Origin of the sequence: Corynebacterium sp. HMSC06D04 (assembly GCF_001807315.1) — a bacterium.
Taxonomy (GTDB): domain Bacteria; phylum Actinomycetota; class Actinomycetes; order Mycobacteriales; family Mycobacteriaceae; genus Corynebacterium; species Corynebacterium simulans.
Window position 1 is genome coordinate 14194 of record NZ_KV788564.1, and the last position, 24407, is coordinate 38600.

At 58.1% G+C, this 24407-nt stretch carries 24 protein-coding genes; 8 read left to right on the plus strand and 16 right to left on the minus strand.

All coding sequences use genetic code 11. The features are described from left to right. Positions 1-63: 63 nt before the first annotated feature. From HMPREF3155_RS11960 to HMPREF3155_RS11975, 4 genes are all read left to right on the plus strand, one after another. Positions 64-858: a LysR family transcriptional regulator substrate-binding protein gene (locus HMPREF3155_RS11960; protein ID WP_070433416.1), complete on the plus strand. Its 795-nt coding sequence runs from the start codon at positions 64-66 to the stop codon at positions 856-858. A gap of 120 nt (positions 859-978) precedes the next feature. After that, positions 979-1641 carry an LGFP repeat-containing protein gene (locus HMPREF3155_RS11965; RefSeq protein WP_070433417.1) on the plus strand — a complete coding sequence of 221 codons (663 nt, stop codon included), beginning with the start codon at positions 979-981 and terminating at the stop codon, positions 1639-1641. Between the two features lie 215 nt (positions 1642-1856). Further along, a complete protein-coding gene (locus tag HMPREF3155_RS11970; RefSeq protein WP_062041396.1) occupies positions 1857-3215 on the plus strand; it encodes a PhoH family protein in 1359 nt (452 codons plus the stop codon). 87 nt (positions 3216-3302) lie between these two features. Next, positions 3303-3863 carry a GNAT family N-acetyltransferase gene (locus HMPREF3155_RS11975; protein ID WP_201057400.1) on the plus strand — a complete coding sequence of 187 codons (561 nt, stop codon included), beginning with the start codon at positions 3303-3305 and terminating at the stop codon, positions 3861-3863. Between the two features lie 458 nt (positions 3864-4321). Here the strand turns inward: HMPREF3155_RS11975 and HMPREF3155_RS11980 are convergent, their stop codons facing one another. The 4 genes from HMPREF3155_RS11980 to glpX form a co-directional block, all read right to left on the minus strand. Further along, positions 4322-5923 (minus strand): MDR family MFS transporter, encoded by a 1602-nt coding sequence (locus tag HMPREF3155_RS11980; protein ID WP_070433418.1) that lies wholly within the window; start codon positions 5921-5923, stop codon positions 4322-4324. Beyond that, entirely contained in the window at positions 5917-6540 is a 624-nt protein-coding gene (locus HMPREF3155_RS11985; protein ID WP_070433467.1) for a TetR family transcriptional regulator, read from the minus strand. Before HMPREF3155_RS11985 ends, HMPREF3155_RS11980 begins: the two co-directional genes overlap by 7 nt. Before the next feature lie 207 nt (positions 6541-6747). After that, positions 6748-8148 carry a class II fumarate hydratase gene (locus HMPREF3155_RS11990; protein ID WP_070433419.1) on the minus strand — a complete coding sequence of 467 codons (1401 nt, stop codon included), beginning with the start codon at positions 8146-8148 and terminating at the stop codon, positions 6748-6750. A 250-nt stretch (positions 8149-8398) separates the two neighbouring features. Next, the gene (gene glpX / locus HMPREF3155_RS11995) at positions 8399-9412 is read right to left on the minus strand and encodes a class II fructose-bisphosphatase (protein ID WP_070433420.1); all 1014 of its coding nucleotides are present in this window, start codon (positions 9410-9412) and stop codon (positions 8399-8401) included. 222 nt (positions 9413-9634) lie between these two features. On the opposite strand from glpX, the gene HMPREF3155_RS12000 reads away from it, so the two are divergent. Beyond that, entirely contained in the window at positions 9635-10270 is a 636-nt protein-coding gene (locus HMPREF3155_RS12000; protein ID WP_070433421.1) for a DUF4245 domain-containing protein, read from the plus strand. On the opposite strand, the gene HMPREF3155_RS12005 is transcribed toward HMPREF3155_RS12000, so the two are convergent. From HMPREF3155_RS12005 to xseA, 3 genes are all read right to left on the minus strand, one after another. Then, the gene (locus HMPREF3155_RS12005; RefSeq protein ID WP_070433422.1) at positions 10267-10629 is read right to left on the minus strand and encodes a hypothetical protein; all 363 of its coding nucleotides are present in this window, start codon (positions 10627-10629) and stop codon (positions 10267-10269) included. The genes HMPREF3155_RS12000 and HMPREF3155_RS12005 overlap by 4 nt on opposite strands. Beyond that, positions 10629-10925 carry an exodeoxyribonuclease VII small subunit gene (locus tag HMPREF3155_RS12010; RefSeq protein ID WP_061921633.1) on the minus strand — a complete coding sequence of 99 codons (297 nt, stop codon included), beginning with the start codon at positions 10923-10925 and terminating at the stop codon, positions 10629-10631. Before HMPREF3155_RS12010 ends, HMPREF3155_RS12005 begins: the two co-directional genes overlap by 1 nt. Before the next feature lie 78 nt (positions 10926-11003). Next, positions 11004-12245 carry an exodeoxyribonuclease VII large subunit gene (gene xseA, locus HMPREF3155_RS12015; protein ID WP_070433423.1) on the minus strand — a complete coding sequence of 414 codons (1242 nt, stop codon included), beginning with the start codon at positions 12243-12245 and terminating at the stop codon, positions 11004-11006. Between the two features lie 222 nt (positions 12246-12467). On the opposite strand from xseA, the gene HMPREF3155_RS12020 reads away from it, so the two are divergent. Next, positions 12468-13439: a 4-hydroxy-3-methylbut-2-enyl diphosphate reductase gene (locus HMPREF3155_RS12020; protein WP_070433424.1), complete on the plus strand. Its 972-nt coding sequence runs from the start codon at positions 12468-12470 to the stop codon at positions 13437-13439. A gap of 104 nt (positions 13440-13543) precedes the next feature. Here the strand turns inward: HMPREF3155_RS12020 and HMPREF3155_RS12025 are convergent, their stop codons facing one another. The 3 genes from HMPREF3155_RS12025 to HMPREF3155_RS12035 form a co-directional block, all read right to left on the minus strand. Beyond that, positions 13544-14506 carry a DUF6542 domain-containing protein gene (locus tag HMPREF3155_RS12025; protein ID WP_070433425.1) on the minus strand — a complete coding sequence of 321 codons (963 nt, stop codon included), beginning with the start codon at positions 14504-14506 and terminating at the stop codon, positions 13544-13546. A 90-nt stretch (positions 14507-14596) separates the two neighbouring features. Further along, complete coding sequence (locus HMPREF3155_RS12030) at positions 14597-15670, minus strand: DNA recombination protein RmuC (protein ID WP_070433426.1); 1074 nt, start codon at positions 15668-15670, stop codon at positions 14597-14599. Positions 15671-15716: 46 nt separating this feature from the next. Beyond that, positions 15717-17246: an AI-2E family transporter gene (locus HMPREF3155_RS12035; protein ID WP_070433427.1), complete on the minus strand. Its 1530-nt coding sequence runs from the start codon at positions 17244-17246 to the stop codon at positions 15717-15719. A gap of 47 nt (positions 17247-17293) precedes the next feature. Between HMPREF3155_RS12035 and ychF the strand changes: the two genes are divergently transcribed. Next, positions 17294-18379, plus strand: coding sequence for a redox-regulated ATPase YchF (gene ychF / locus HMPREF3155_RS12040; RefSeq protein WP_070433428.1), 1086 nt, complete (start codon positions 17294-17296; stop codon positions 18377-18379). Here the strand turns inward: ychF and HMPREF3155_RS12045 are convergent, their stop codons facing one another. From HMPREF3155_RS12045 to HMPREF3155_RS12070, 6 genes are read right to left on the minus strand one after another with little or no spacing between them, the layout of a single operon-like run. Continuing rightward, a complete protein-coding gene (locus HMPREF3155_RS12045) occupies positions 18380-19222 on the minus strand; it encodes a MurR/RpiR family transcriptional regulator (protein ID WP_070433429.1) in 843 nt (280 codons plus the stop codon). 17 nt (positions 19223-19239) lie between these two features. Then, positions 19240-20058: a phosphonate ABC transporter, permease protein PhnE gene (gene phnE, locus HMPREF3155_RS12050; RefSeq protein WP_070433430.1), complete on the minus strand. Its 819-nt coding sequence runs from the start codon at positions 20056-20058 to the stop codon at positions 19240-19242. After that, on the minus strand, positions 20055-20849 hold the full coding sequence (gene phnE, locus HMPREF3155_RS12055; protein ID WP_070433431.1) for a phosphonate ABC transporter, permease protein PhnE: 795 nt from the start codon (positions 20847-20849) through the stop codon (positions 20055-20057). The genes phnE (HMPREF3155_RS12050) and phnE (HMPREF3155_RS12055) overlap by 4 nt, the downstream gene beginning before the upstream one ends. Continuing rightward, entirely contained in the window at positions 20846-21646 is an 801-nt protein-coding gene (phnC, locus tag HMPREF3155_RS12060; protein WP_070433432.1) for a phosphonate ABC transporter ATP-binding protein, read from the minus strand. Before phnC ends, phnE (HMPREF3155_RS12055) begins: the two co-directional genes overlap by 4 nt. Positions 21647-21691: 45 nt before the next feature. Next, the gene (locus HMPREF3155_RS12065) at positions 21692-22684 is read right to left on the minus strand and encodes a phosphate/phosphite/phosphonate ABC transporter substrate-binding protein (RefSeq protein WP_070433433.1); all 993 of its coding nucleotides are present in this window, start codon (positions 22682-22684) and stop codon (positions 21692-21694) included. 26 nt (positions 22685-22710) lie between these two features. Next, positions 22711-23367 carry an HAD family hydrolase gene (locus tag HMPREF3155_RS12070; RefSeq protein ID WP_070433434.1) on the minus strand — a complete coding sequence of 219 codons (657 nt, stop codon included), beginning with the start codon at positions 23365-23367 and terminating at the stop codon, positions 22711-22713. Positions 23368-23496: 129 nt separating this feature from the next. Here HMPREF3155_RS12070 and HMPREF3155_RS12075 point away from each other — a divergent pair, with 129 nt between their 5' ends. After that, positions 23497-24405, plus strand: a complete 909-nt coding sequence (locus HMPREF3155_RS12075) for a cation diffusion facilitator family transporter (protein WP_070433435.1) — start codon at positions 23497-23499, stop codon at positions 24403-24405. Positions 24406-24407 lie beyond the last annotated feature (2 nt).

Consider the following 24407-nt stretch of genomic DNA (forward strand, 5'->3'; position numbering starts at 1 on the left):
GGTGTCACTGCCCATAAAGTGCAGGAACTAGTACTGAGCAAGCAAGACAGTACTATTGGCTGCATGCTGCGACTAGTCTTTGCCACGGGCACCGAACCAGGAAAATGGTTTGAACGATACCGCTCCAACCCGGATTATGGGGAGCTAGTCACTTTAGACGCTGATGATGCTCTTGCAACTTTGCTCGAAGGCGAAGCCGACCTTGCCTTGACCCGAATCCCCGCAGAGGGCGCGGATCCGCGCATCGATGATTCCTTCCATCTAGTGCGTCTATATGAAGAAGCCCCGGGAATTGCCGTTCCCAAGGATTCTGTTTATGCAGAGGTAGGCGAAGAGATTGAGCCCTCCGATGTTTCTGAGGAGCATCTGAACTACCGCATTGGCGATGACGCCCAGGTCGACGTCGAAGCAGTGCGTACAGGTCTTCAGGTGGTGGGCGCCAACGTGGGTATTGTCATTGCCCCGCGCCCATTGCTGAAGGTGCTCAGCAAAAAGCAAGTAGTGCCTTTGGCGTTCAATGATCCGACAGTGGCGCGCACTGCCATTGCTTTGGTCTGGCGAAAGGACCGCGATGGCGAGGACATCCAAGCATTTGTCGGGGTAGCTAAAGGACGAACCAAAAACTCCTCCCGCGGTACTGCGGTGAAGCTTAGCGCCCGCGAGAAATCTAAGGCTAAGCAAGCGCGCCGGGAAGCCGCGGCCAAGGGCCAAGGTGGCCAAGGAAAAGGTCAGCAAAGTGGCCAGAAAACGACAAGTTCTAGGTCACGGTCCGGTAACAAGCGGGCTGTTCAAGGCCGAAAAACCAATCCGTTACCAAAAAGTAAGAAATCCTCTCAGCGGGGAAAACGACGCAAATAACGATATTTTTCGCCTAAATTGTTGAAAACTGGGTGGCTGCTGTGAGTGATCCGTCTATAGCGTTAATTGAGTTGCCGCAAGGCAGAAGAAATTCACATATTTAGAAAAGGATTATTAATCATGAACAAGATTTCCCGTCGTTTCGCCGCTGGCCTGACCGCAGCTTCCCTGTCCCTGGCAGTTGTTGCTTGCTCCGACGCTGAGGATGCAGCAAACAACGCTGGCGATGCCGCAAAGGACGCAGCAAGCCAGGCAACCGACAAGGCCGGTGACGCTGCTAAGGACGCCAAGGATAAGGCCGGCGAGGCTACCGACAAAGCTGGCGACGCTGCCAACGATGCCAAGGACAAGGCCGGCGATACTGCCGCTGATGCTTCCGATAAGATGAGCTCCGATAATTCCAAGGACGGCGCAGCTTCCGGTGAGATGAAGAAGATTAATACCGCAGCTGGCGAGGTTGAGGTTCCGGCCGCTCTGGCTTCCGCAATCGACGAGAAGTCCGCTGAGTGGGGCGACGTTCAGGATGTAGAAAACTCCGAGAATGGCTTCCTGGCTACCTTCGCTGAGGACAAGCTGCTTGCCTTCAACGAAGAGTCTGGCGCACAGCCAATCATTGGCAAGATCGCTGAGACCTGGAAGGGCGAGGGCGGCCTGGCAAATAAGGTTGGCCTGCCTTCCGCTCCAGAGCAGGCTGAAGGTAACGGCTGGGTTCAGGAGTTCACCAACGGCACCATCAAGTGGATGAAGGGTGAGTCCGGCCAGTACGAGGCTACCGTTGAGTAAATCTCGCTAATTTAATAAAGCGGGCTAGGTTTCTACCTAGCCCGCTTTTGTGATCACTGGTGGTCCTCATGGTCGCAGTACCAATTCACGAGCTTTTGGCTGGTATGAACCTTGCGTTTTCGCAATGTTCATCTTTCACCCATGTAATTTCAACCTTTGGCGCTTAGCTTGGGAAGAGATCAAGCAACACGATCTAAAGGGAGAACCCCGCAATCATGACCAATCCTTCTGTTCTGACCGAGCCTATGAGCCCCAGTGCAGTGGCCACTAAGACCTACGTTATTGATACCTCAGTCCTCCTTTCTGACCCATGGGCCCTGCGCAAGTTCGCAGAGCACGAGGTCATCCTTCCCATCGTCGTCATCTCCGAATTGGAAGGAAAACGTCATCACCCTGAGCTTGGCTGGTTCGCCCGCCAAGCTCTTCGCTTTTTGGAGGACCTGCGTGGTGCATACGACGGCCTAGACCAAGCGGTTCCGGTCAACGTTGAGGGCGGAACCTTACGCGTTGAGCTAAATCATCAGGATCAGTCTTTGCTGCCATCCTCCTTCCGGGGTCCCGAAGGTGACCACCGCATTCTCGCTTGCGCACTCAACCTGGCGCATGAGGGCAAAGACACCGTGCTTGTGACTAAGGATGTCCCACTGCGTGTCAAGGCTGGTGCAGTTGGCTTGCAAGCCGACGAGTACCACGCGCAGGACGTAGTTCTTACCGGCTATACCGGCATGGCTGTGGTTCATACTTCTGCTGAAGTCATCGATGCTCTCTACCGTGATGGGGAAGTCATGGTAGACGGCGTACTGACTGAAGATGGCACTGCTATCGAAGAGCTTCCAGTTCACTGCGGCATCAAGCTGGACGCGGCAGGGCAGTCCGCGCTTGGCCGCATGACGGCAGAGGGCACCATCCAGCTCGTACGCGGTGATGTCAATGCGTTTGGACTGCAGGGCCGTTCCGCGGAGCAGCGCGTGGCACTTGACCTTTTGTCAGATCCCTCCGTGGGCATCATGTCCCTGGGCGGCCGTGCCGGCACTGGTAAGTCTGCGCTGGCGCTGTGCGCGGGCCTTGAAGCAGTCCTGGAGCGCGGTGAGCACCGCCGCATCGTGGTTTTCCGCCCCATGTATGCAGTGGGCGGGCAGTCGCTGGGATACCTTCCAGGTAGCGAGTCCGAGAAGATGAATCCCTGGGCCCAGGCCGTCTTCGATACCCTCGAAGGCCTTGTCTCTGACAACGTCATGGAGGAAGTCCATGACCGCGGCCTCCTTGAGGTTCTGCCGCTGACCCACATCCGTGGTCGGAGCTTGCATGATTCCTTCGTCATCGTCGATGAAGCGCAGTCGCTTGAGCGCAACGTCTTGCTCACCGTCCTGTCTCGCTTGGGCAAGGGCTCGCGCGTGGTGTTGACGCACGACGTCGCCCAGCGTGACAATCTGCGCGTGGGCCGCCATGACGGTGTGCAGGCTGTCATTGAAAAGCTCAAAGGGCATGAGCTATTTGCACACGTGACCCTCCAGCGCTCAGAGCGTTCTGCAATCGCCGAGCTTGTCACGGACTTACTCGAAAGCGAGGCTTAAGGTTAAACCGTCTTCCTTGATCGCGGCTAGCTAACTTTTTCCGGTTTATATAGCCGTACAGGTAGTTGTCTTGTAATAATGAATCACATGGCAGAAAACAAACCCGCGAAGAACTTTAAGATTCGACCTTTTGTTACGGCCGACTATCCCCAGATGCGGGCAATTTATGAAGAGGGCCTAAACACCGGTCACGCTACGTATGAAACGCGTTCTTTGACACTGGAGCAGTTTACCCGTGCAAAGATCATGTCCTCGGTCTTCGTTGCGGTTGAGGAAGACGATGATTCCAAGGTATTGGGCTGGGTTTCTGCAGCGCAGATTTCCTCCCGCTCAGTCTTCCATGGTGTGGTGGAAGATTCCATCTACATCAGCGCGGAGGCTCAAGGCCGTGGCATCGCCGGTGCCCTGCTCGATAAGCTCATCGAAACCTGCAAGGACCTCCACAAGTGGGCAATCCACGCGTGGATCTTCCCAGAAAACCAGGGTTCCGCAGGCCTACATAAGTCTCGCGGCTTCGTCAAGGTCGGTACCTACTCCCACATGGCGAAGATGACCTACGGCGAGATGGCCGGTCAGTGGCGCGACACCGACGTCTACGAGCTGCTGCTTCCGAAGCCAGATGAGCGGGAGCGAGGCAACAATAATTAGGACTTTTAGCTAGGCAATAGAGCTAGAAAAACTCGGCGGCGGGGAATGTACCGCGCATTATTGTCCTCATGACCTCGTCAATGTCGCGGCGTTGAGGTTGGCGCAATTGCTGAAGATATAAGAGAACTCCCGGTCTGAAATCGCTTCCTATTTCAGACCGGGAATTTTCTATGCTGACAATTGCCGCCGGTATCATTGATGATGGAACCCTGAGAGATAGAGCAAAAGGCGGATAAAAGCTGGAATTTCAATTCCTTCTTTCTCAGCGAGTGCGACCAGATAGTCGCGAGTGCGCCACACGTCGACCGAGTTAACATTTAGAGCCAAGACTTCCTTGAGCAAGCCCGGGGGGATAGACAAGGTTGTTCTCTATGGTGGCGTCGTCTAGCGCAATGCGGGACTGGAGCTCACAGCGCTCCTCGCTAGTAGCCTTCGATTCTTTGTCTGGTGAGTGATATTTAAGAGATCTCTTCCTTAAGGTGCTCTTCCGTGACGGGAAGAACCAAAAGAAGGGCAACGATGGCCATAGGAACCATCAGCAGGATGACTGGGGTGAGGCCATCGTTGTAGGCGTTGAGGATGACGGACTGAATTGCATCCGGAAGGTGCGCAACCATGTTCGGGGTCAGGCGGGAAGAACCGCCCGTTGCGGAAGCGAACTGCTCAGCGTACTGCGCGCCCTCAGGGCCCATGGCCTTGATTGCAGCTGGCATGTTGGCTGCCATCTCATCCTTCATGTTGTGGATGAACAGGGATCCAACGAGGGAAGCACCAACTGCGGAACCAATCTGGCGGAAGAAGTTGTTGGCAGCCGTTGCGGTACCGACCAGCGCGATAGGGAAGGAGTTTTGCACGATGAGAACCAGAACCTGCTGCACAAAACCCAGGCCCACGCCGAAGACGAAGAACTCAGCACCGAGCTGAACCAGGGGCGTATCCACGGTCAGCTTGGACATCCAGAACAAAGCACCGGCGGTGATGATAAGGCCGATGATTGGGTAAATCTTGTAGTGGCCCGTGCGGGCGATGATGAAGCCAACGGCAGTCGAGGTGCCGATGAGGCCTACCATCATCGGAATCATCATGAGGCCCGCCTTGGTTGGGGTCAACGTATGAACCATCTGCAGGTAGGTTGGCATGTATCCAAGCACACCGAACATTGCCAGACCGAGGACAGTACCGGCTGCGGTGGTCAGAACCATGTTGCGGTTCTTAAACAGGTGAACCGGAATCAGCGGCTCCTTGGCCTTTGCCTCGACGAGCACGGTGATAATAGCGCCGACGACAACGGTGATGCCCAAGCCAATGATGATTGGGTCAGACCACTCGTACTGCGTGCCGCCCCAAGTAGTCATGAGGATGAGGGAAGCGGTGGTGATAGCGATGAAAGTAGCGCCAAGAGCGTCGAACTTACGCAGGTCAGTATCGCCAACACGCAGGTGCAGCACGATGGTGCACACGGTAATGGCGAGCAGACCAAGTGGAATATTAATCCACAGACCCCAGCGCCAGCCCGGGCCATCGGTGAACCAGCCGCCGAGGACTGGGCCCAGAACGGAAGAAAGGCCGAAGACGCCGCCCATGATGCCCATGAACTTGCCGCGCTCACGAGCAGTGGTGACCTCCGCGATGATGGCCTGGGAGGAAATCATCATGAAGCCAGCGCCGAAACCCTGGACAGCGCGGCCCAAAATGAGCCAGTTCATGTCATTTGCGAAGCCACCGATGGCAGAGCCGACGACGAAGACTGCGATGCCGCCGATGTAGAGCCACTTGCGGCCCATCATGTCGCCCAGCTTGCCAGAGATTGGCATAGCGATGGTCATGGTGACCAAGAAAGCGGAGATAACCCAGCTCATGTGGTCGACGCCGCCGAGCTCGCCCACGATAGTAGGCAGGGCCGAAGAGAAAATCATTTGGCCCAAGGAGCTCATCAACATGGTGAGAACGAGAGCGGAGAAAACGAGAGCTACGTTGTTTTCTTTCTTTTCGTTTCCGCCAGCTTGCGCTGGCTGCGCCTCGCCGACGTTGTTCGTCGGCGACTTGGCGGTATCTACCATTTTAGTCCTTTCGTGAAAGTGATAACGAGTGCGAGTGCATCATTGAACTTTTGCTCAAATGGTTGTTCGCAGCTGATTTCGGGGGAAGCGGTGGCAATCCAAAGCGCTTCTCTAACGGTGGCTCCGATGAGTAATGCTTCTGTCTCTGGCGCAACTTCTGGCATGAGCTGGAGCTGCGGTTCTTGCTTGAGGCGAAGCGTAATGAGTTCTGCAATCTCGGTTGACTTTGCGCGTTTGCGGCTAAACGACGCCGCGGCAGCATCTGGGTCGCTTGCTATGCGGCGCCGCCTTGCTGCAATTGCCTTGTCGGCGTGGTGCCCGTCCAAATGGGAAATGACGAGTTCCACGGTCAAACGCAGCAGGTTTTCCGTTGGAGTGTCAAGGAAATATGCTCGTTGGTCTTGGGAAAATAGTGCGCTAGGGGCGCCCAAGACTGCGGAGTCTTTGGAATCGAAGTAGTTAAAGAATGTGCGCCTTGAAATCCCCGCTTTTTCGCAGATCTCCTCAATGGTGACTGCGGCGAAGCCTCGCTCGTCCACCAGGGAAGTGGCGGCGTCTTCGATACGCAGTCGCGTCTTGAGTCGCTTCTGCTCGCGTAGTGACATTTCTTCTTGCACGCTGTGCAACATTACACCCGGTGCAAGTTTGCACCAAGTGCAAACTTAGTGATTTTTGAGTCCCTGACGTACCTTCGGTGCGCTCGGCCACAAATGCTTTTGGGGTAGCAAAAAGCCTCCCACTGTCATGCACTCGGGTGGGTACCCGAGCGGCAAGGCAGTGGGAGGCTGAAAAGTGCTGCTTGAAAGTACCGCTAGGTAGAAAGCTTAGAAGCTATCACGCTCGCGGTTGGTCATGGACAAGACGTTGAGGCGCTCATCCAGCTCTTCCTCGGTGAGGTTCTCGCCGTCGACGAAGCCCAGGTCAATGACGGCCTCGCGGACGGTGATCTTCTCGTGCAGTGCGTGCTTAGCAGCCTTTGCTGCATTCTCGTAGCCGATCTTGGAATTCAGCGGGGTAACGATGGAGGTAGAGGACTCAGCAAACTTCTTCATGCGCTCCTCGTTAGCCTCGATGCCGTCGACGCACTTCTCAGCGAAGATGCGGGAGACGTTAGCCAGCAGGCGAGCGGACTCAAGGACGTTGCGTGCCATGACCGGGATGAACACGTTCAGCTCGAAGTGGCCGTTGGCGCCGCCGAATGCAACGGCAGCGTCGTTGCCGATGACCTGTGCGGAAACCATGGTGGCTGCCTCGCACAGAACCGGGTTAACCTTGCCCGGCATGATGGAGGAACCTGGCTGCAGATCCTTCAGGTGGATTTCTGCCAGGCCGGTCAGTGGGCCGGAGCCCATCATGCGGATATCATTGGCAATCTTGTTCAGGGATACCGCAACGGTGCGCATTGCTCCGGAGAACTCAACGAGTCCGTCGCGCGCCGCCTGAGCCTCGAAGTGGTTCTCTGCTTCCTTGAGCTGCTCAACGCCAGTGAGCTTCTTGAGCTCTTCGGTGACCTTTGCACCGAAGTCAGCCGAGGTGTTCAGGCCGGTGCCGGTTGCGGTGCCGCCGATAGCCAGCTCGCCCAGGCGTGGCAGGGTGGCCTCGATGCGCTCGATACCGAGCTCGATCTGGCGTGCGTAGCCACCGAACTCTTGGCCTAGGGTGATCGGGGTTGCGTCCATCAGGTGGGTGCGGCCGGACTTAACGACGTCCGCGAATTCCTTGGCCTTGGCGCTCAGGGACTCGTGCAGCACCTTCAGGCCTGGGATGAGGTCGTTGACAGCTGCCTCGGTGGCCGCAACGTGGGTTGCGGTAGGGAAGGTGTCGTTGGAGGACTGACCCATGTTCACGTGGTCATTGGGGTGAATCTCTACGCCGTTGTTGTGGGCGATCGAGGCGATGACCTCGTTGGTGTTCATGTTGGAGGAGGTGCCAGAGCCGGTCTGGAAGACGTCGATTGGGAAAGCAGCGTCGTGTTTGCCTTCAGCGATTTCCTTCGCTGCAGCGATGATTGCGTCAGCCTTGTCCGCATCGAGCGTGCCGGAATCCTTGTTGACCTGTGCGCAAGCTGCCTTCAGCAGGCCCAAAGCGCGAATCTGAGTGGCCTCAAGCCCGCGGCCGGAAATCGGGAAGTTTTCTACAGCACGCTGGGTCTGTGCGCGCCACAGAGCATCAACAGGAACCTTCACTTCACCCATGGTGTCGTGTTCAATGCGGTACTCAGTCATGAAATCCACCTCAAAATTATGTGTTGAATAAAGATGTTCATTTAGCGATTGTGTCGGGAGGGAGTCGGACTAACGTGTCCCTTCCGGCAGTAAACGCAATAATAAGATTTGTATCAACCGGCACCATAATGGTGCTGGAAGTCACGCCTCACTAAAACCAGTATGGACTAAATGGCGTGCGAATGTGCAAGGTGCACGTCCATGCTGAAAAGGGCGTGCACCAAATGCAAAAGCGGGGCTTTAAAAACCTTTAGGCATCCGCTGCGTTGGAGTAATCAATAACGGAGTACTCCTGCAGCTTGGCCAGCTTGTGTACGGAATCGATGTAGCGGATGGTGCCGGACTTGGAGCGCATAACCAGGGAACGGGTAGTGGCGCCGTTTGCACGGTAGGAAACACCGCGCAGCATGTCACCGTTGGTAACGCCGGTAGCAGCGAAGTAGCAGTTATCGGAGGAAACTAGATCGTCGGTGCTCAGAACGCGGTCCAAGTCGTGGCCAGCCTGGCGAGCCTTTTCAGCTTCTTCCTCGTCCTTCGGCCATAGCTTGCCCTGGATTTCGCCGCCCATGCACTTCATAGCGCAAGCGGTGATGATGCCCTCAGGGGTGCCGCCGACGCCCATCATCATGTCGATGGAGTTGGAATCTTGGCAAGTAGCGATTGCGCCTGCGACGTCGCCGTCCATGATGAGACGAACCTTTGCGCCGGCAGCGCGGATCTGATCGATAAGGTCCTGGTGGCGCGGGCGGTCCAGTACAACGACGGTGAGGTCGGCAGCCTTGATGCCGAGCTTCTTAGCAACGGAGTTGATGTTCCACTCAACGGACTGGTTGATGTCGATTGCGCCGACGCCAGCTGGGCCGACAGCAATCTTGTTCATGTAGAAGACGGCGGACGGGTCATACATGGTGCCACGCTCTGCGGCAGCGATGACGGAAATAGCGTTCGGACGGCCCTCTGCCATCAGGCGGGTGCCGTCGACCGGGTCAACTGCGATGTCCATTGCAGCGCCCTCGCCGGTGCCCACTTCTTCGCCGTTGAACAGCATCGGGGCTTCGTCCTTTTCGCCCTCGCCGATGACCACAACGCCGTTCATTGCGACGGAGTTGATGAGCTTGCGCATTGCATCCACAGCTGCGCCATCGCCCTCATTCTTCTTGCCACGGCCTACCCAGCGGCCGGAGGCCAAAGCTGCGGCCTCAGTGACGCGAACCAGCTCCATAGCGAGGTTGCGATCTGGCATGTAAGAAGTGTTTTCGGACATGTGTTTAGGCTGCCTTCCATTCTCTTTCTGTCTCGCCGCTGGAACCTTCCAGGGCACTGTTTCCTATTCTTGCACTTTTGAATGGATTTTTAGGCAGGTTGGTGCCCCCGATTGAGGGCTTTGCCCGATCCCGGGGGCAGTGAAGTAGAAAATTCGCAGCACAAGAATTTGAGTTCGCCCCGGCTTTTCGTTGTGCGCTTGGGTACGTGGAATACTGGTCGCGTGGCAGCAGAAGAGAAACCCAAGATTTTTGAGGGCGCCCGGGACATTATTTTGTCTCTCGGCGTGACCGTCATCGCCATGCTCCTTGTTGTAGGAGCTACCGGCTTGTGTAGCGTGAACCCGGAGACAAAGAAGGGGCCTGTCCAGGATGTCGATGCCACGACGTTCCTAGAGATGGAAGCACGCGCTACGGAGGCAGTAATCCGTAACCCACAGATGCCCGAAGGCTGGGCGCCTACTGCCGCGCGTCGCTCCGCTGTGGCGGGGGAGAACGCCTCCGTGGTGAGCTGGCTGACTGCTGATGAAGGCTATGTGGAGTCTACGCAGACCCAAGTCTCTATTGAAGAGGCGGAGAAAGGCTATGACTCCAACTACCGTGCCAACGAATCCGAGCGTGAGGTTGCTGGCAAGAAGGTCAAGATCCTAGAAAGCGACGACGCTAATGTTCGTCCACTATGGATCACAGATTTAGGCGACTCCCGCCTGGTATTGTCCGGCTCCGCCTCTGAAGCGGATTACGAGACCACCATCGAGGCATTCGCCAAGGCGCCGGTTCTGCACGTGAATGACGACGGGGCAGCCGAGGCTGGTGCGCAGGAGGACGGTGCAACAGCACCGACCTCTCAGCAGCCTTAGCTGAAGGTGGCTGAGTAAAGGCCGTCTGCAAACTCGACCTGGACACCCTCGCCCGCGGTTTCTACCGTTTGGGCGAGGGTTTCTTCGTCTAGGCCGCTCAGGCGCTGCTTAGCAACGTAGACGTCGACTCGTTCGCGCTTGGAGTTCTGCGGGTAGATTCTTACCTCGCGGAGACGGCCTTCTTTAAAGCACAGCACGATGGAGCCAGAGTAATAGGAGATCTCATCAGTGCTTGCCGTATGCGGCGTGCCGAAAAACTCCTCTGCAAGATGGCGTGGATCGCCAAAGAGCAGGGAACCGGCAGAGCCGGACTTTGATACGAAGTCCACGCGCTCACCTGGGTAGCCGTAAATCTGCATTAGTACTCTCCTTCGTTGGATGATGCGTTTTCTGCGTCTGTGGCATCTTCGGAGTTATCGGCACTATCTAGTGCCTTCTCGACACGACGCGCAGCGCCGTCAAGGTGGGCCTCACAGGCCTTTGCCAGCGCTTCACCGCGCTCCCAGTACTTCAGCGACTCGTCGAGGCCCATCTGGCCGAGCTCAAGAATCTTGACGGTTTCAATGAGCTCATCGCGAGCCTGCTCGTAGGTAAGTTCCTCTACTGGCGGGAATGCGTCTTGGCCGGGAGTACCGGTACCGATTGTCTCGTTCATGTCTGCTCCTTTAGTTAAGTCTTTGGCTTCGGGTCTATATTTTTCAGTGCTTTAGCGCTGAATGATTACTGAAGTTTGTTAGTCGGCTGGTTTGGCCGCCATTGCCGCTGCGGTAATCGAGCCATCACCGACGCGGATACGCAACTGCGAGCCGGGTGGTGATTGCTTGTAGGAAGTCACAACCTCTGGGCCCGAACCATCACGCGGCACGACTTGGACGATGGCATAGCCGCGTTCCAAGGTGGCCGACGGGCCGAGAGCCGAGACCTGTGCGCGCAGGGCAGTGACCTTGTTCTTTTCTCGCTCGAGCAAGTAAGTGACCTCGCGCTTCATCAACGCACGGGAGCGCTCAAGCTCATCACGGCGTGCGTTGATCGGCGTCATTGGATCCGCAAGCACGGGGCGTGAACGAATATTTTCCAGCCCGCGCCTTTCCCTTTCGACCCAACCACGCAGTGCTGCTGCCATGCGGGAACGCGCTTCATCCACCAATGCGTATTCCTCAGCAACCGATGGCACTACTCGTTTGGCGGCGTCAGTAGGAGTGGCGGCGCGGAGGTCTGCAATATTGTCGAGCACTGGATTGTCTGGCTCATGGCCAATAGCAGAGACCACCGGAGTGCGTGCGCTGGCAACTGCGCGCTGTAGAGCCTCTTCGGAGAAAGGAAGAAGGTCTTCGACAGAACCGCCGCCACGGGCGATGATGATGACGTCTACTTCTGGATCCTCATCGAGGGTTTCCAACGCGTTGATAACCTCTGGAACGGTGTTCGCTCCCTGCACCGCGGTATTAATGACGCGGAATTGCACTGCCGGCCAGCGGTCCTTTGCCACGGCTAACACGTCACGTTCAGCAGCAGAGCCGCGGCCGGTGATAAGCCCTACCTTGTTAGGTAGGTAGGGCAGCGCCAACTTGCGCGAAGGATCGAAGAGCCCTTCAGCAGCAAGCTGTTGGCGCAGCATCTCAATGCGTGCTAGCAAATCACCGACGCCGACGTGGCGAATCTCAGTGGTCCACAATGAAAAGGAACCGCGGCCGGCATAAAAGGCGGGCTTGCCGTAGACCACCACGCGATCGCCGTCTTTTAATGGCGTGGGCATTTTCAAGACCATGTCAGTTGGGCACGTTAGCTGCACGGACTTTTCCTGCTCGACGTCGCGCAAAGTGAGGTAGGAAAGCTTCCATGAGCGCTTGACGTTGATCTGGGTTAATTGGCCTTCGACCCACAAGAACCCGAGACGCTCGATCCAACCCTTGACCTGGTCATTGACCCGGCCTACGGGCCAGGGCGTCTCCGCAGAGTTTGCTGGTTGATTCACAAAGCAGCCTTTCTATGCAGCAGTGGATTGCCACTTAGTCTATTGCCCAGCCCGGACATGTGGACTTCGGGGGCAGTCAGCTTGGGCAAATTTAAAGGTCAGCGGGCCAGGGAAAGTTCGAGCGAAGTCACATTGCTGTCCACGTCAGAAATAGGCCATGCATTGCCTTTGCAAAGCGACCCAATCTACTGTTTCAAAGCAGTTTTAGATACGCTGGAACGCATGACTGAGACTGGCAAGAATGTTCTCCTGGCAGCACCGCGCGGTTATTGTGCCGGTGTCGATCGCGCAGTTGAGACCGTGGAGAAGGCACTTGAGAAGTACGGCGCACCGATTTACGTGCGCAAGCAGATTGTCCACAACCGCTACGTCGTGGAATCGCTAGCTGAGCGCGGCGTCATCTTCGTCGAGGAAGCATCCGAAGCGCCCGAGGGCGCGCACCTCGTCTTTTCCGCACACGGTATCGCCCCGGCGGTGCGTGAGGAGGCTGAAGGCCGCAAGCAGCTGACCCTTGATGCAACTTGCCCGCTGGTGACCAAGGTGCATAACGAGGCGCGCCGTTTCCAGCGAGATAGCTACCACATCTTGTTGGTGGGCCACGAAGGTCACGAAGAGGTCGAAGGCACCGCCGGCGAGGCTCCTGAGGTCACGCACTTGGTGGATGGCATCGAGGGCGTCGACAAGCTGCCTGAGTCCCTGCAAGATGAAAAGCTCATCTGGCTATCCCAGACCACCCTCTCGGTGGATGAGACCATCACTATTGTGAATAAGCTGCGCGAGCGCTTCCCGCACCTCGAGAATCCGCCTTCAGACGACATCTGCTACGCCACCCAGAACCGCCAGGAGTCGGTGAAGAATATTGCTCCGAAATGCGATTTGATGATTGTGGTGGGCTCGAAGAATTCCTCGAACTCCGTGCGCCTAGTTGAGGTGGCGCTAGAGGCAGGGGCCAAGGCTTCCCACCTCGTCGACTTCGCCCGTGAGATCGATGAGGCGTGGCTCGAAGGCGTCGAGACCGTCGGCGTTACCTGTGGCGCTTCTGTACCTGAGCTGCTCGTGCGCGAGGTGCTCGAATTCCTCGACGAGCGTGGTTACAGCAACGTTGAGCAAGTTACCACTTCCACCGAGACTATCCAGTTCTCCCTGCCACGAGAGCTGCGTCCGGCGCGCACGTCGCAGGCCCCAAAGGCTTAAGGGTGCCCTCCTAAGCCACAGCAAAAGAAAAGCACTCAGAGCAGTAAATGGCTGCCCTGGGTGTTTTATTGATAGCTAATATTCGAGCTGGTTTGCGCGGTGAATTAGTCTTCGTCGTAGAGATTGTCTTCCAAGAACGAGGACTTTGGCTTTGCCTTGGACGCATAAGGCTTGGTGGTTTCGGCTTCGCGGGATTCACCTGCATCGCCAGCACGGCGTGCGGGGTCGGGGCGGCGCGGTGCGAAGTCGGAATCGTCGTACTCCGCGGAGCTAGCTGTGGTACCCCGCTCGCGGGCCTCACGTGCCTCGCGGTAGGAGCGTGCTTGAGCCACGCGCTCTTCGTGTGCGCGCTTGAGCTCCTCACTGCTTGAGCGGCTCTTTTCCACGCGCTCTCGGGCTTGCTGCTCGCGTTCTTCTGCCTGGCGGCGGCGACGAACTTCACGGTCCAACTCGCGGGCACGGGTACGGCGGCGCTGCGAACTCTGGGGAAGTGCTTCACCCGAGCCTTCTGTATCACGGCGGTCACGAGCTATAAGCTCGGCAACGGAAAGACGCTCGTTGGTAGTGCGCTCATTGGTTTCTTGCTCCGCGCGACGGGCAACCTGTGCCTTGGCGTCGCGGGTTCGAGCCACGTTCTTGTGTCGCCATAGACGGACCACGGCAAGGGTAGCGCACAATAAAAATATGATGAGCAACCAGGGGAAACGCTCGATGAAAGGGAACGCTGCGGATAGCAGGGACGTGGTCGAAAACGGCGATGCGCCTTTTGGCGCGGCTTGAATAGTCAGCGCCCAGGAGGTCAACACAATAGCGACCGTAAACACAACTGGAATGCTGACAACCAGGAGGTACAAGCTGCGCAGGCGGGCGAAGTAGGTGACTGCCAGCGCACCGGCCGCGGAGATGATGAAGAATGGCCAACCAATCGAACCCACGGCAATCGTGATCAGTGCGGCTACGACGAACGTGGCTACTAGGCCAAGGAGACCCTTGGCTAGCGGCAGCTCATGCGCAGCGGCGGAGGTTTCACGCGCGGCTCGGTGGTTTCGATTCTTGGCAAGTGACACGCCGGAAGATTCTACAGCGTTGGCTGGGGTTATCGTTTTATCTTCGCCCGAATGTGGCGAAATTTATTTCCGTGAAGGAGGTAAATGCAGCTATTCCCCAAAGCGTAGGTGCCGCGGTTCTGCCTCGATGGGGTGCGGGGAGACCGGTTTTTTATCGGTGCGTGCTGGGATCTCCAGCTCGTAGAGCCTGCGTGCAGTAACCCCCACTCGTAAATCCAAGGAGCCGAGACTGGAGTTGAATGCTTCGACTGCTTTTTCAAGGCTGCGGCCGACTTTCTCATAGTGCTCGTTGAGAGTGCCTAGCCGCGCATAGAGCTCGCGGCCAAGACGTTGCACCTCGCGTGCCTTCTCTGAAATGTCTTCGTGCCGCCATCCCAGCGCCACAGTGCGCAGGAGCGCAAAAAGTGTGCTTGGCGTGGCGATGACGATGTTGCGCCCGAAGGCGAACTCGAGCAGCTCAGGATCGATGCTCAATGCGGCGTCTAGGAACGGATCCGCCGGGACGAAGAGCACTACGAACTCAGGAGTGGGAGAGAAGGCCTCAATGTAATCGCGATGGGAGAGCGCTTGAACATGGTTGCGTAACAGGTGTGCGTGCCGGCGGAGGTAACCTGCGTGCTCCTCTGGATCTTCGGTGTCCATTGCGTCCAAATAAGAAGAAAACGGCACCTTGGCATCGACAGCGATGTTGCGCCCACCTGCTAGATGCACTACGAGGTCGGGGCGTACGGATTTTCCGTTGAGTGTTGCTGTTACCTGGGAATCGAAATCCACGTGTTTGGTCATGCCGCCGATTTCCACGACGCGTTCTAGTTGCATCTCGCCCCAGCGGCCGCGGACGTTGGGGGAACACAGAGCGCCCACGAGCTTGTCAGTGCGATCTGTCAGCCTGGATGAAGTCCGGGTAACAGCCTGGACTTGGCTCGATAATGCTGCTAGGGCAGTGGCGCGGTCTTCCTCTAATTCCTGCAGTTTGAATCCCAAGCGGTCCATAGCTTTCTCTAAAGGCGCAAGCTCCGCTTGCCGGCGTTGCGATTCCTGTAGCGCGCGATGCTCATCGCTGGGGCGCGCGGAATTGCTGCGGTATTCGCGCAGCAGCCAGCCCAAAATGGCGCCGATGAAAAGACCTAGAAATAACAAAAGCACGGGCAAGGTGGTAGACATAGCCACCACCTAAGCACGTGCTCCGGACATTGCTGTTTGTCTTGGCCTAATCTTCGCGTCGTGGATGCAACAGATGTTCGACGCGCGACATAGCTTTTTGTACGCCACCTCGAACAACGCGCATCTGCGTGCCGCGGGAAGCAGGCGCTTCTCCCTCGCCCGCACCAGTAGGGCTGGCATCCATATCGACCGCAGCGTCGAGGTGCGGACTATTGCCGTGATTAGCAACATCGGTAGGAGCGGCCTCCGGGGCGGCGTGGTCCGGCATCTCCAACCAGGCCTCCCGCTTATGATCGCCCTGCTCTTGGGTATAGCGGCCAATGAGGAAGCCTGCCACCGTGGCAAAATGCATATCCTCTGCGGTTTTCTCGCCAGACTGCAGCATCATCATGTCCTGGAAGTAGCGATACGCCACAGCGAACACTGCGGCCGCTGGCACAGCCAAGAACGCACCTACGAGGTTAAAGAGAGCAGAGCCCACAGTAACGGAAGTCAGTACAACGACGGGGTGCAGGTTCATCGCCTTGGATTGCAACCAGGGGGAGAGCACGTTGCCCTCAAGCTGCTGGACCAAGAGCACGAGCGCCAAGACCAACAGTGCTTTGGTGATTCCCAAGGAGACTAAGGCGATGGTCACCGAAAGCGCGCCCGCGACGATAGCGCCAACGAAAGGAATAAAGCCCGCAACGAAGGTGATGATGGCCAGCGTTAGTGCCAGCGGGACCCCGATGATGGCCAAGCCAATGCCGATGAAGATGGCGTCGACTAGCGATACGAGCGCCTGGGCACGCACGAAACCGCCCAGTGTGTTCCAGCCTCGGGTGAGCAGTTCCGTCAAATGCCAACCGGTGCGCCGGCCCGTGGCTTCACGCAGCCATGGCAGGAAGCGGTGACCGTCTTTCAGGAAGAAGAAGGTCAAGACCAAAACCACCATCAAGGTCACGATGATGTTGGTTGCCTGCCCAATACCGTTGAACACGGATCCCGCAATGGTGCCGGCCTGCTTTTGTGCCCAGGCGGCGATCTCATCGATGTAGGTGCCGATCTGATCCTCATTGAGATTCAGCGGCGGCTGCTGGACCCATAGGCGCAGTGCCTGAATGCCGTTGGCTGTTTGCAAATAAAGCGTTTGGGATTGCCGCACGAAATTCGGCGCGATGAAAAGAAACAGCGCGCCCAGTGCGCTGAAGGAAACCAAGATCGTCAACGCCGCTGCTAGCGAACTTGGCACATGGTGGCGGCGCAGCCATCGCGTGATCGGAGCCAAAACTGTGCAGATGATGAGAGCCAACAGGATAGGCAGGATGCCGCGCCAGAGGTTGCCTGCGATGCGGAAGAGTGCATAAAGGAAAAGGCACATGACGAACAGGCGCAGTGCCCATAGGGAAGCAGACTTAATTACCTCGCCGACTACAACGGAACGGTCGACTTGGTCTCCGGGTGGGTGAGGGGAGACGTCGTCAAGCGCTGCGGCATCAACAGACTCGTCAAAACGATCGCCGAGCCCAGCGTGGTCCGGATCCGAGTGGTGACCGGATGGCGGCGTGGATGATGAGGAAGGCGAATGAGAACTCACCCCACCATCTTGCCTTAAAAAACCTTGGGTGCGTTAGGATTGCCCCTGTGAGTCTTACACTTGGAATCGTCGGCCTGCCTAACGTTGGCAAGTCCACGCTGTTTAATGCCCTGACCCGTTCTGACATTCTGGCAGCGAACTACCCGTTCGCCACCATCGAGCCGAACGTCGGCCTCGTTGAGTTACCAGATCACCGTCTTAACCGCTTGGCGGAGATCTTTAGCTCCGAGCGTATCTTGCCGGCGACCGTGTCCTTCGTGGACATCGCCGGAATCGTCGAAGGCGCATCCAAAGGTGAGGGCATGGGTAACGCCTTCCTTGCCAACATCCGTGAGGCAGATGCTATCTGCCAGGTCGTGCGCGCCTTTGCCGATGACAACGTCATCCACGTCGATGGCAAGGTCGATCCTGCCCACGATATTTCCGTAATTAACACCGAGCTCATCCTGGCGGATCTGCAGACCATTGAAAAAGCCCTGCCGCGACTGGAGAAGGAAGCGCGCAAGAACAAGGAGCTGGCTGAGACCGTCGAGGCCACCAAGAAGGCACAGGAAATCCTGGAGGATGACCGCACGCTCTTCGCCGCTTCCAAGAATGGCGAGATCGACCTCGCACTGGTTCGCGAGCTGCACTTGATGACGGCGAAGCCGTTCCTGTACGTGTTCAACTCCGACGAAGCAGTGCTTACCGACGACGCGAAGAAGGCCGAGCTCGCCGAGCTCGTCGCCCCGGCAGAGTGCGTCTTCCTCGATGCACAGACTGAGACCGAGCTGCTTGAGCTCGACGAGGAAGAGGCAATGGAACTGCTCGAGTCCGTCGGCCAGACCGAGCCTGGCCTGGCAACTCTGGCTAAAGCAGGTTTTGCCACCCTCGGCCTGCAGACCTACCTGACCGCAGGCCCGAAGGAAGCGCGTGCTTGGACCATCAAGCAGGGCGCGGCGGCTCCTGCCGCAGCAGGCGTCATCCACACCGACTTCGAAAAGAAGTTCATTAAGGCTGAGATCGTCTCCTTCGATGATCTGGATGCCGCCGGTTCCATGGCCGAAGCCCGCAATGCCGGCAAGGTCCGCCAAGAGGGCAAGGAATACATCATGCAGGACGGCGACGTCTGCGACTTCAAGATTGGTGGTTAGCTAACCTTCCATCGCGGATTGCAGTACCGAGAGAACGGTGCGCCGAGCTTCGACATTCTCGAGGTGTGAATCCACGAGCGTGACGAGCGCCTCGAGGATAAGAAGAAAGGCGACACGTGAGGCATCCGCGAGTTCGGCACGAAAGGTGCCGTCGGGGGAGGGAATAACCAGCGTGTAGGCAGAAAGCTCCGCCAGCGGCGAAGAGGTAAACGAGGTTAGCGCGATGATGGTCGCTCCCGTCTTTTCAGCCGCGGTGGCGGCGTTGAGCGTGAGTGTGGTGGCCCCAGAGCCAGAGACAACGAGGCACACGCACTCGGAATCGAGCTGTGTAGCTGCGATGTGCTGGCCCATGGCTTCGCCCACAAACTCGGCTGGACGTCCAATGCTGGTGAGCCGCAGCGCTGTGGTCTGCGCGAGAGTCGCCGACAGTCCGTTACCCACGACGAGGACGCGCTTGGCGCTCGATAGTGCTGCCACCGTGGACGAAAGCTCTTGTTCATCGAGGAGCGCAGTGAGCCCATGGAGATAATTGCTGAAGGAGGCAATTTCGGCGGACATGCGGCCGACGTGGGTGGAGTCGGCGTCGGGAAGCGGCTGTGGCCGCTGAGCGATCTCCTGGGTGAGAGCCACACGCAGGTGCTGATAGCCGTCGTAGCCCAGTGCTTTCGCTGTGCGGATGACTGAAGTGCGGGAGGTGCCGACCTTAGCCGCGAGCTGATCCGCCGTGGCGTGGAGGACAAAGTCCATGTCCTCCAAGATGGCTTGGGCCACGCGCTGCTCGATGGGCTGTAAGCTAGGCATGCGCGTAGTGATGTGTGCGGAAGGTGGGGCAGTATCAGTCATAGGGTCTGGGGATTTGTTTAGGTGTATTTGGCTGCCACGATCCGGCGGCGAATGGCACCGGAGATGGCGTCGATGGACATGGTGATGACAATGACGACTATAAGCAGTACGCCTACGACGTCCCACTGTCGGTACTGCGTATAGCCGGTGAGCATGTCGCCGATACCACCCACTCCAATGAGGCCGAGGACGGCGGACGTACGCACGTTGATCTCAAAGCGATAGAGCGCCAGGGATGCTAATTCAGGCTGGACGATTGGCCACGTTCCCCAACGCACCATTTCTGCGAGGGTGCCGCCAGAGGCTTTGACGGCCTCAGCCGGGCCGGTCGGCGCGGTTTCGATGGCCTCATAGGTCCACTTGGCATGTGTACCGATACCGCCGATCGCCAAGGCGAGCGCACCTGTAAAAGGAGTGAGTCCAGTGACTGTCAGAATAATGATGGCGATGATGATCTCCGGGACCGCGCGGATGATGGCGAAGAGCGCGCGCAGCGGCAGGCATACCCAGCCAGGGAAGACAGTGTTCGCGGCGAGGACGCCGAGGATTGTAGAAAGCACGACGCCAAGCAGCGCGCCGATCCACGCCATGGCCACGGAGCGCCACGTCTGGAGGAGCGCTTCACCAAGCTTGGACCAGTCCGGGTTCGAAAACATGAGTACGAGGTAGTGCCAGATGTTGGCGGGGAGCTCTTTGAGCGCGGACAAATTGACATCGATGTAGCCGAATGACAGCGCAAGGATGACCAAAATTCCGGCCCACGCAGCCCAAACACCCCAGCTGCGGGAACGTGAAGGTAGCGCGGATGGTGCAGTTGCTGGAAGTGCAGTGTTCATCGCAACCTCTTTCGCAGGTTGACGGATACGACTTCAAGGGCGATGACGACGACGAGCAGCTCTAGCACGATGGCGGAAAGCGCATCGTAGCGGTAGAAGCCGCGGACCTCATCGATGAGCAAGCCAATGCCACCCGCGCCCACGAGTCCCAATACCGCGGAGATACGGACGTTGAGTTCGAGAGAGTAAATGACCTGGCTGGCAAAGGCAGGCCAGGTTTGTGGGAGAGCAGTCACGCGATTGATCTGATTCTGCGCACCACCAGCGGCGCGGCCGGCTTCCATGTAGGAGTCATCAGCGGAGTCGATCGCTTCGGAGACGAGCTTGACTACGATGCCGACGTCGAAAAGCACCAGCGTAGTAATGCCCGGGAGGGCACCCACACCGAGCATGGCGACGAGAATGGTGGCGTACACGAGATCGGGCACCGCGCGGATAACGTTGACGATACCGCGCACGAGTGTGCGCCACGGCGTCGACGGATTTGTCGGGCGCGCGGCCCACAACGACAGCGGAAGGGCAATCACTGCGGAAATGGCGGCACCCACCACGGCCATGGCTAGGGTCTCGAGCAGAGGCTCCCACGTGCGCGGAAGGATCGACCAATCCGGGGTGAACATCTGCGCGAGCCTGTCGGCACCGTTGCGCCAGTTGCGTGCGATGTGACCCAGGTTGATGTCGATTCCGCCCCAGGCGGGGATGCACGTGGCGATGGTCAGCGCGATGAACGCGGCGAGCCCACCAAGAATGCCGGGCCAGTTGCGCTGACGAGGAGGAAGTACGGCTGTCATACTGCGCTCCCTTGGCCCCCAAGCTGGTCCTCCTCGCGGATCCGGCGGCCATAAATGGCCTCGAAATCCTCCACGGTGGACCCCTGGGCGGGGCCATCGAAGACGATCTTGCCGTGGCGAATGCCGATGATGCGGGTGGCATAGTCTTGCGCCAAATCGACGAGGTGCAAGTTCACAAGAGTGGTGAGGTCGCGCTCGGCGTTGATGCGGCGCAAGTCCTTCATAACGGAATGCGCGGTGGGTGGGTCGAGGGAGGCTACCGGTTCATCGGCTAGCATGATGGCCGGCTTCTGGGAGAGGGCGCGGGCAATGGCCACGCGCTGCTTTTGGCCACCAGACAAGGCGCCGGCCTTGTTCCACGCTTTGTCGAGGATGCCCACGGATTCCAACGCCTCGGCGATAACCGCTTTGTCCTCCGACGTGGAGATGCCCAGCAACGTGCGCCAACCAGGGTTGTGGGAGAAGCGGCCAACGAGCACGTTGGCGAACACACTCGCGCGATCCGCCAGGTTGAACTCCTGGAAAATCATGCCGATGCGGCCACGGAGCTTACGCAGCTGGGAGCCTTTCGCGGCGGATATCTCGTGGGGGCCAACGAAGATTTTTCCCGACGTCGGCTTAACGAGCCCATTAATGCTGCGGATGAACGTGGACTTACCGGAACCAGAGAGACCGACGATGGCGACGAATTCACCGGGGGCGATGTCCACGGAGACGTCGTCAAGCGCCAGCGTTCCGTTGGGGTAGCGCACCGAGACATTCTCGAACCGAATGCCCCACGCCTTCTCCTCCGTCATGGGGAACCTTTCTGAGTGGGAAATGGGCAGTGGAGGAGCGCGAACCTACTGCGCGAAGCGCTCGTTGACCTTGCGCGCCATGTCAATGGATTCCTTCTTAGCCGGAACCCAGTCGGTGATATCGAAGATGGCGGACATCGTGTCTGGGTCGACCTCAGAGAAACCATCCATGAGTTCGGTGATTTCCTTGCGGCGCTCTTCTGGGACATCGTCCGAAATGACGACGCCGCCGTTGGGGTACATGTCGGTGTATCCGAAGACGACGAGCTTCTCAGCCAAATCAGGGGCCTCGGAAGGGTCGATAGTGGAGCGGGCGTCCCAGAAGCTAAAGCCCACCTCAGCGTCGCCGTTGTAGACGGCCATTATGGAAGCATCGTTGGAGGTCACCGGGACCTTCTTGAGGCTGTCAACGTCAATACCCTGGGATTCCATGGCCATGACCGGCAGCTGGTAGCCGGCCGGGGAGGTAGCGCCGAGCAAAGCGACAGTGGTCTTACCATCGATCTTCTTGAGCGCCTCGAGGCCCTTCGGCCCCTGGCCCTTGTTCTTGTCTGCGGTGGCGGTGCCGTTGCAGTAGAGGTACTCGGCGCCGCTGGCAGCATAGGTGGACTTGACTGGCTCATCCTCGCAGTACTTGTCCGGGTTGTTGGTGACGAACTGGCCGGCGTAGGAATCTGCACCGAAGCGCTCGTCCTGCAGCACAGCGTGGGCGTCGTACATGTCTTCAGCGGAGGCCAGCTGTGCCGCGGAGGCGATGGCGATGTCCGCCTGGCCCGAGCCGATGGCCTCGACGGCGGCCTGGTAATCCTTGGTCACGACACCCTCAACCTCCACGCCGAGTTCCTCGGAGAGGTAATCGGTCAGCGGCTTCGCAGTGGTTACCAGGTCATTGACCTTCTCGTTCGGTATGAGCGCGAGGGTGAGCTTCTCATCGGAGCCCTTGGCAGAATCGGAACCGTTATCGGAGTCGGAAGAGCAGGCGGTGAGGGAGAGGGACAAGGTAAGGGCGGTGGCGGCAAGAGCGGTGAAACGGCGCATAATGAATGTCTTTCTGTGCGTGTGGGTTAAAGAGCGGAGGTCAGTTCGGGAAAGATGTCGGTGACGCGGGTGACGCGCCAAGTCGGGTCAGCCTCAGGGGAGGTTGCGAAGGGGGAGTCAACGAGCACGGTGTGTCCGCCTACGGCGGCCACGGGTGCGAGGTCGAACTCCCAAATATCGCCGAAGGAGATGAGGCGAGTCGGATCCGTGTCGGCGAGATCGGTGTCCAGGATGTGGGTAAGGCCTTCAGGTTTGCCCACCCTGGTGTAGACGGTGTCGAAGGACCTGTCGAGGCCCAGTGCGTGAAGGGCAGCGCTGAGGCCAATCTCTGGAGAGTTAGTCGCCAGAATGGCGCGGCCGGGGTAGGAGGCAAGGAATTCGGCAAGCCCCTCAGGGGCGGTGATACCGGTGTCGGCGAGGTTCTCCCGGGAAGCCAGATATGCCTCCTGGCAGGTCTCTTCCGGCACGTCGAGTTCGGCGGCGAGAGTGCGGACGAGGTGGTAACCGTCGCGTGCTGAGCCGACGTTAAGGGAGTTCAGCAGCGCTTCGGCGTCTTGAGCAATGGATGGGTGCCCGGCTTTCTCCGCAATGAGGTGCGCATAGGCCAGAACGGGGCCGTGGCCAAGGCTGACGGTTCCGTCAAAATCGAAGAGAAGGACTGGGCGAGTTATGTTTGTGGACATAAAGTACAAACTAATAGCGGTTTATGTACTTCGCGACCGCACGCGGTAAACATTTAGTGAACAGTGCGTGCGCATCCGGCTTTGGTACTCTAAGGGGCTGTAGAAAATCTCTCTTTGAAGGTCGACACTATGTCTCTTCCCACCGAGCAGTTGCTGCTTGAACGCTTTATGAAGCTCTCCATCGCTACAGCAGCGGCCACGATCGCGCTCAAGATTGTCGCTGCTGCGGTGACGGGATCGGTGGGCTTTCTTTCCGACGCCCTCGAATCTGGTGTGAACCTCGTCGCCGCCGTTGTAGGTTTTGTGGCTATTAGGATTGCGGCAAAGCCGGCAGACGCAAACCACCAGTTCGGCCACGGCAAAGCCGAATATGTTTCCGCGCTGGTGGAGGGTGCAATGATCTTCGTCGCTGCGGCGATGATTATTTACACGGCGATTCGCCGACTTCTAGAGCCGCAGCCGCTGGAGCAGCCTGGGCTCGGACTTTTACTATCGCTCGTGGCCTCCCTACTGAACCTGGGCGTGGGCCTTCTACTTGTGCGCGCGGGAAAACAACACCGTTCGGCCACCTTGCAAGCAGATGGAAAGCACTTGCTTACCGACGTCTGGACGTCCGTCGGCGTTATCGTCGGTATTGGAGCAGTGGCGTTGACAGGCTGGCTGTGGCTGGATCCGATCATCGCGTTTGCCGTAGGCCTCAATATTTTGTGGACTGGCTACAAGTTGCTCAAAGAATCGTTGAGCTCCCTGTTGTCGGAGTCCTTGCCCAAGAAAGAATACGCGCAGCTCGACGCCCTCCTCAACGAGCTGGAGGAGCACCATGACGTGGAGTTTACTTCGCGGCGCACCGTTGCTTCGGGCCGCAACCGCTTGGTGTATCTCACGATGGATGTCCCCGGCCAGTGGACGGTACTGCACTCGCACACTATTGCCGACCACATCGAAGACGCCATCGACGAGCTTTTCCCCGGTGCTGAGGTCTTTATCCACGTCGAGCCTGCAGGAACGGTTCATCGCCGGATTCTGCGCATGCCGTAATG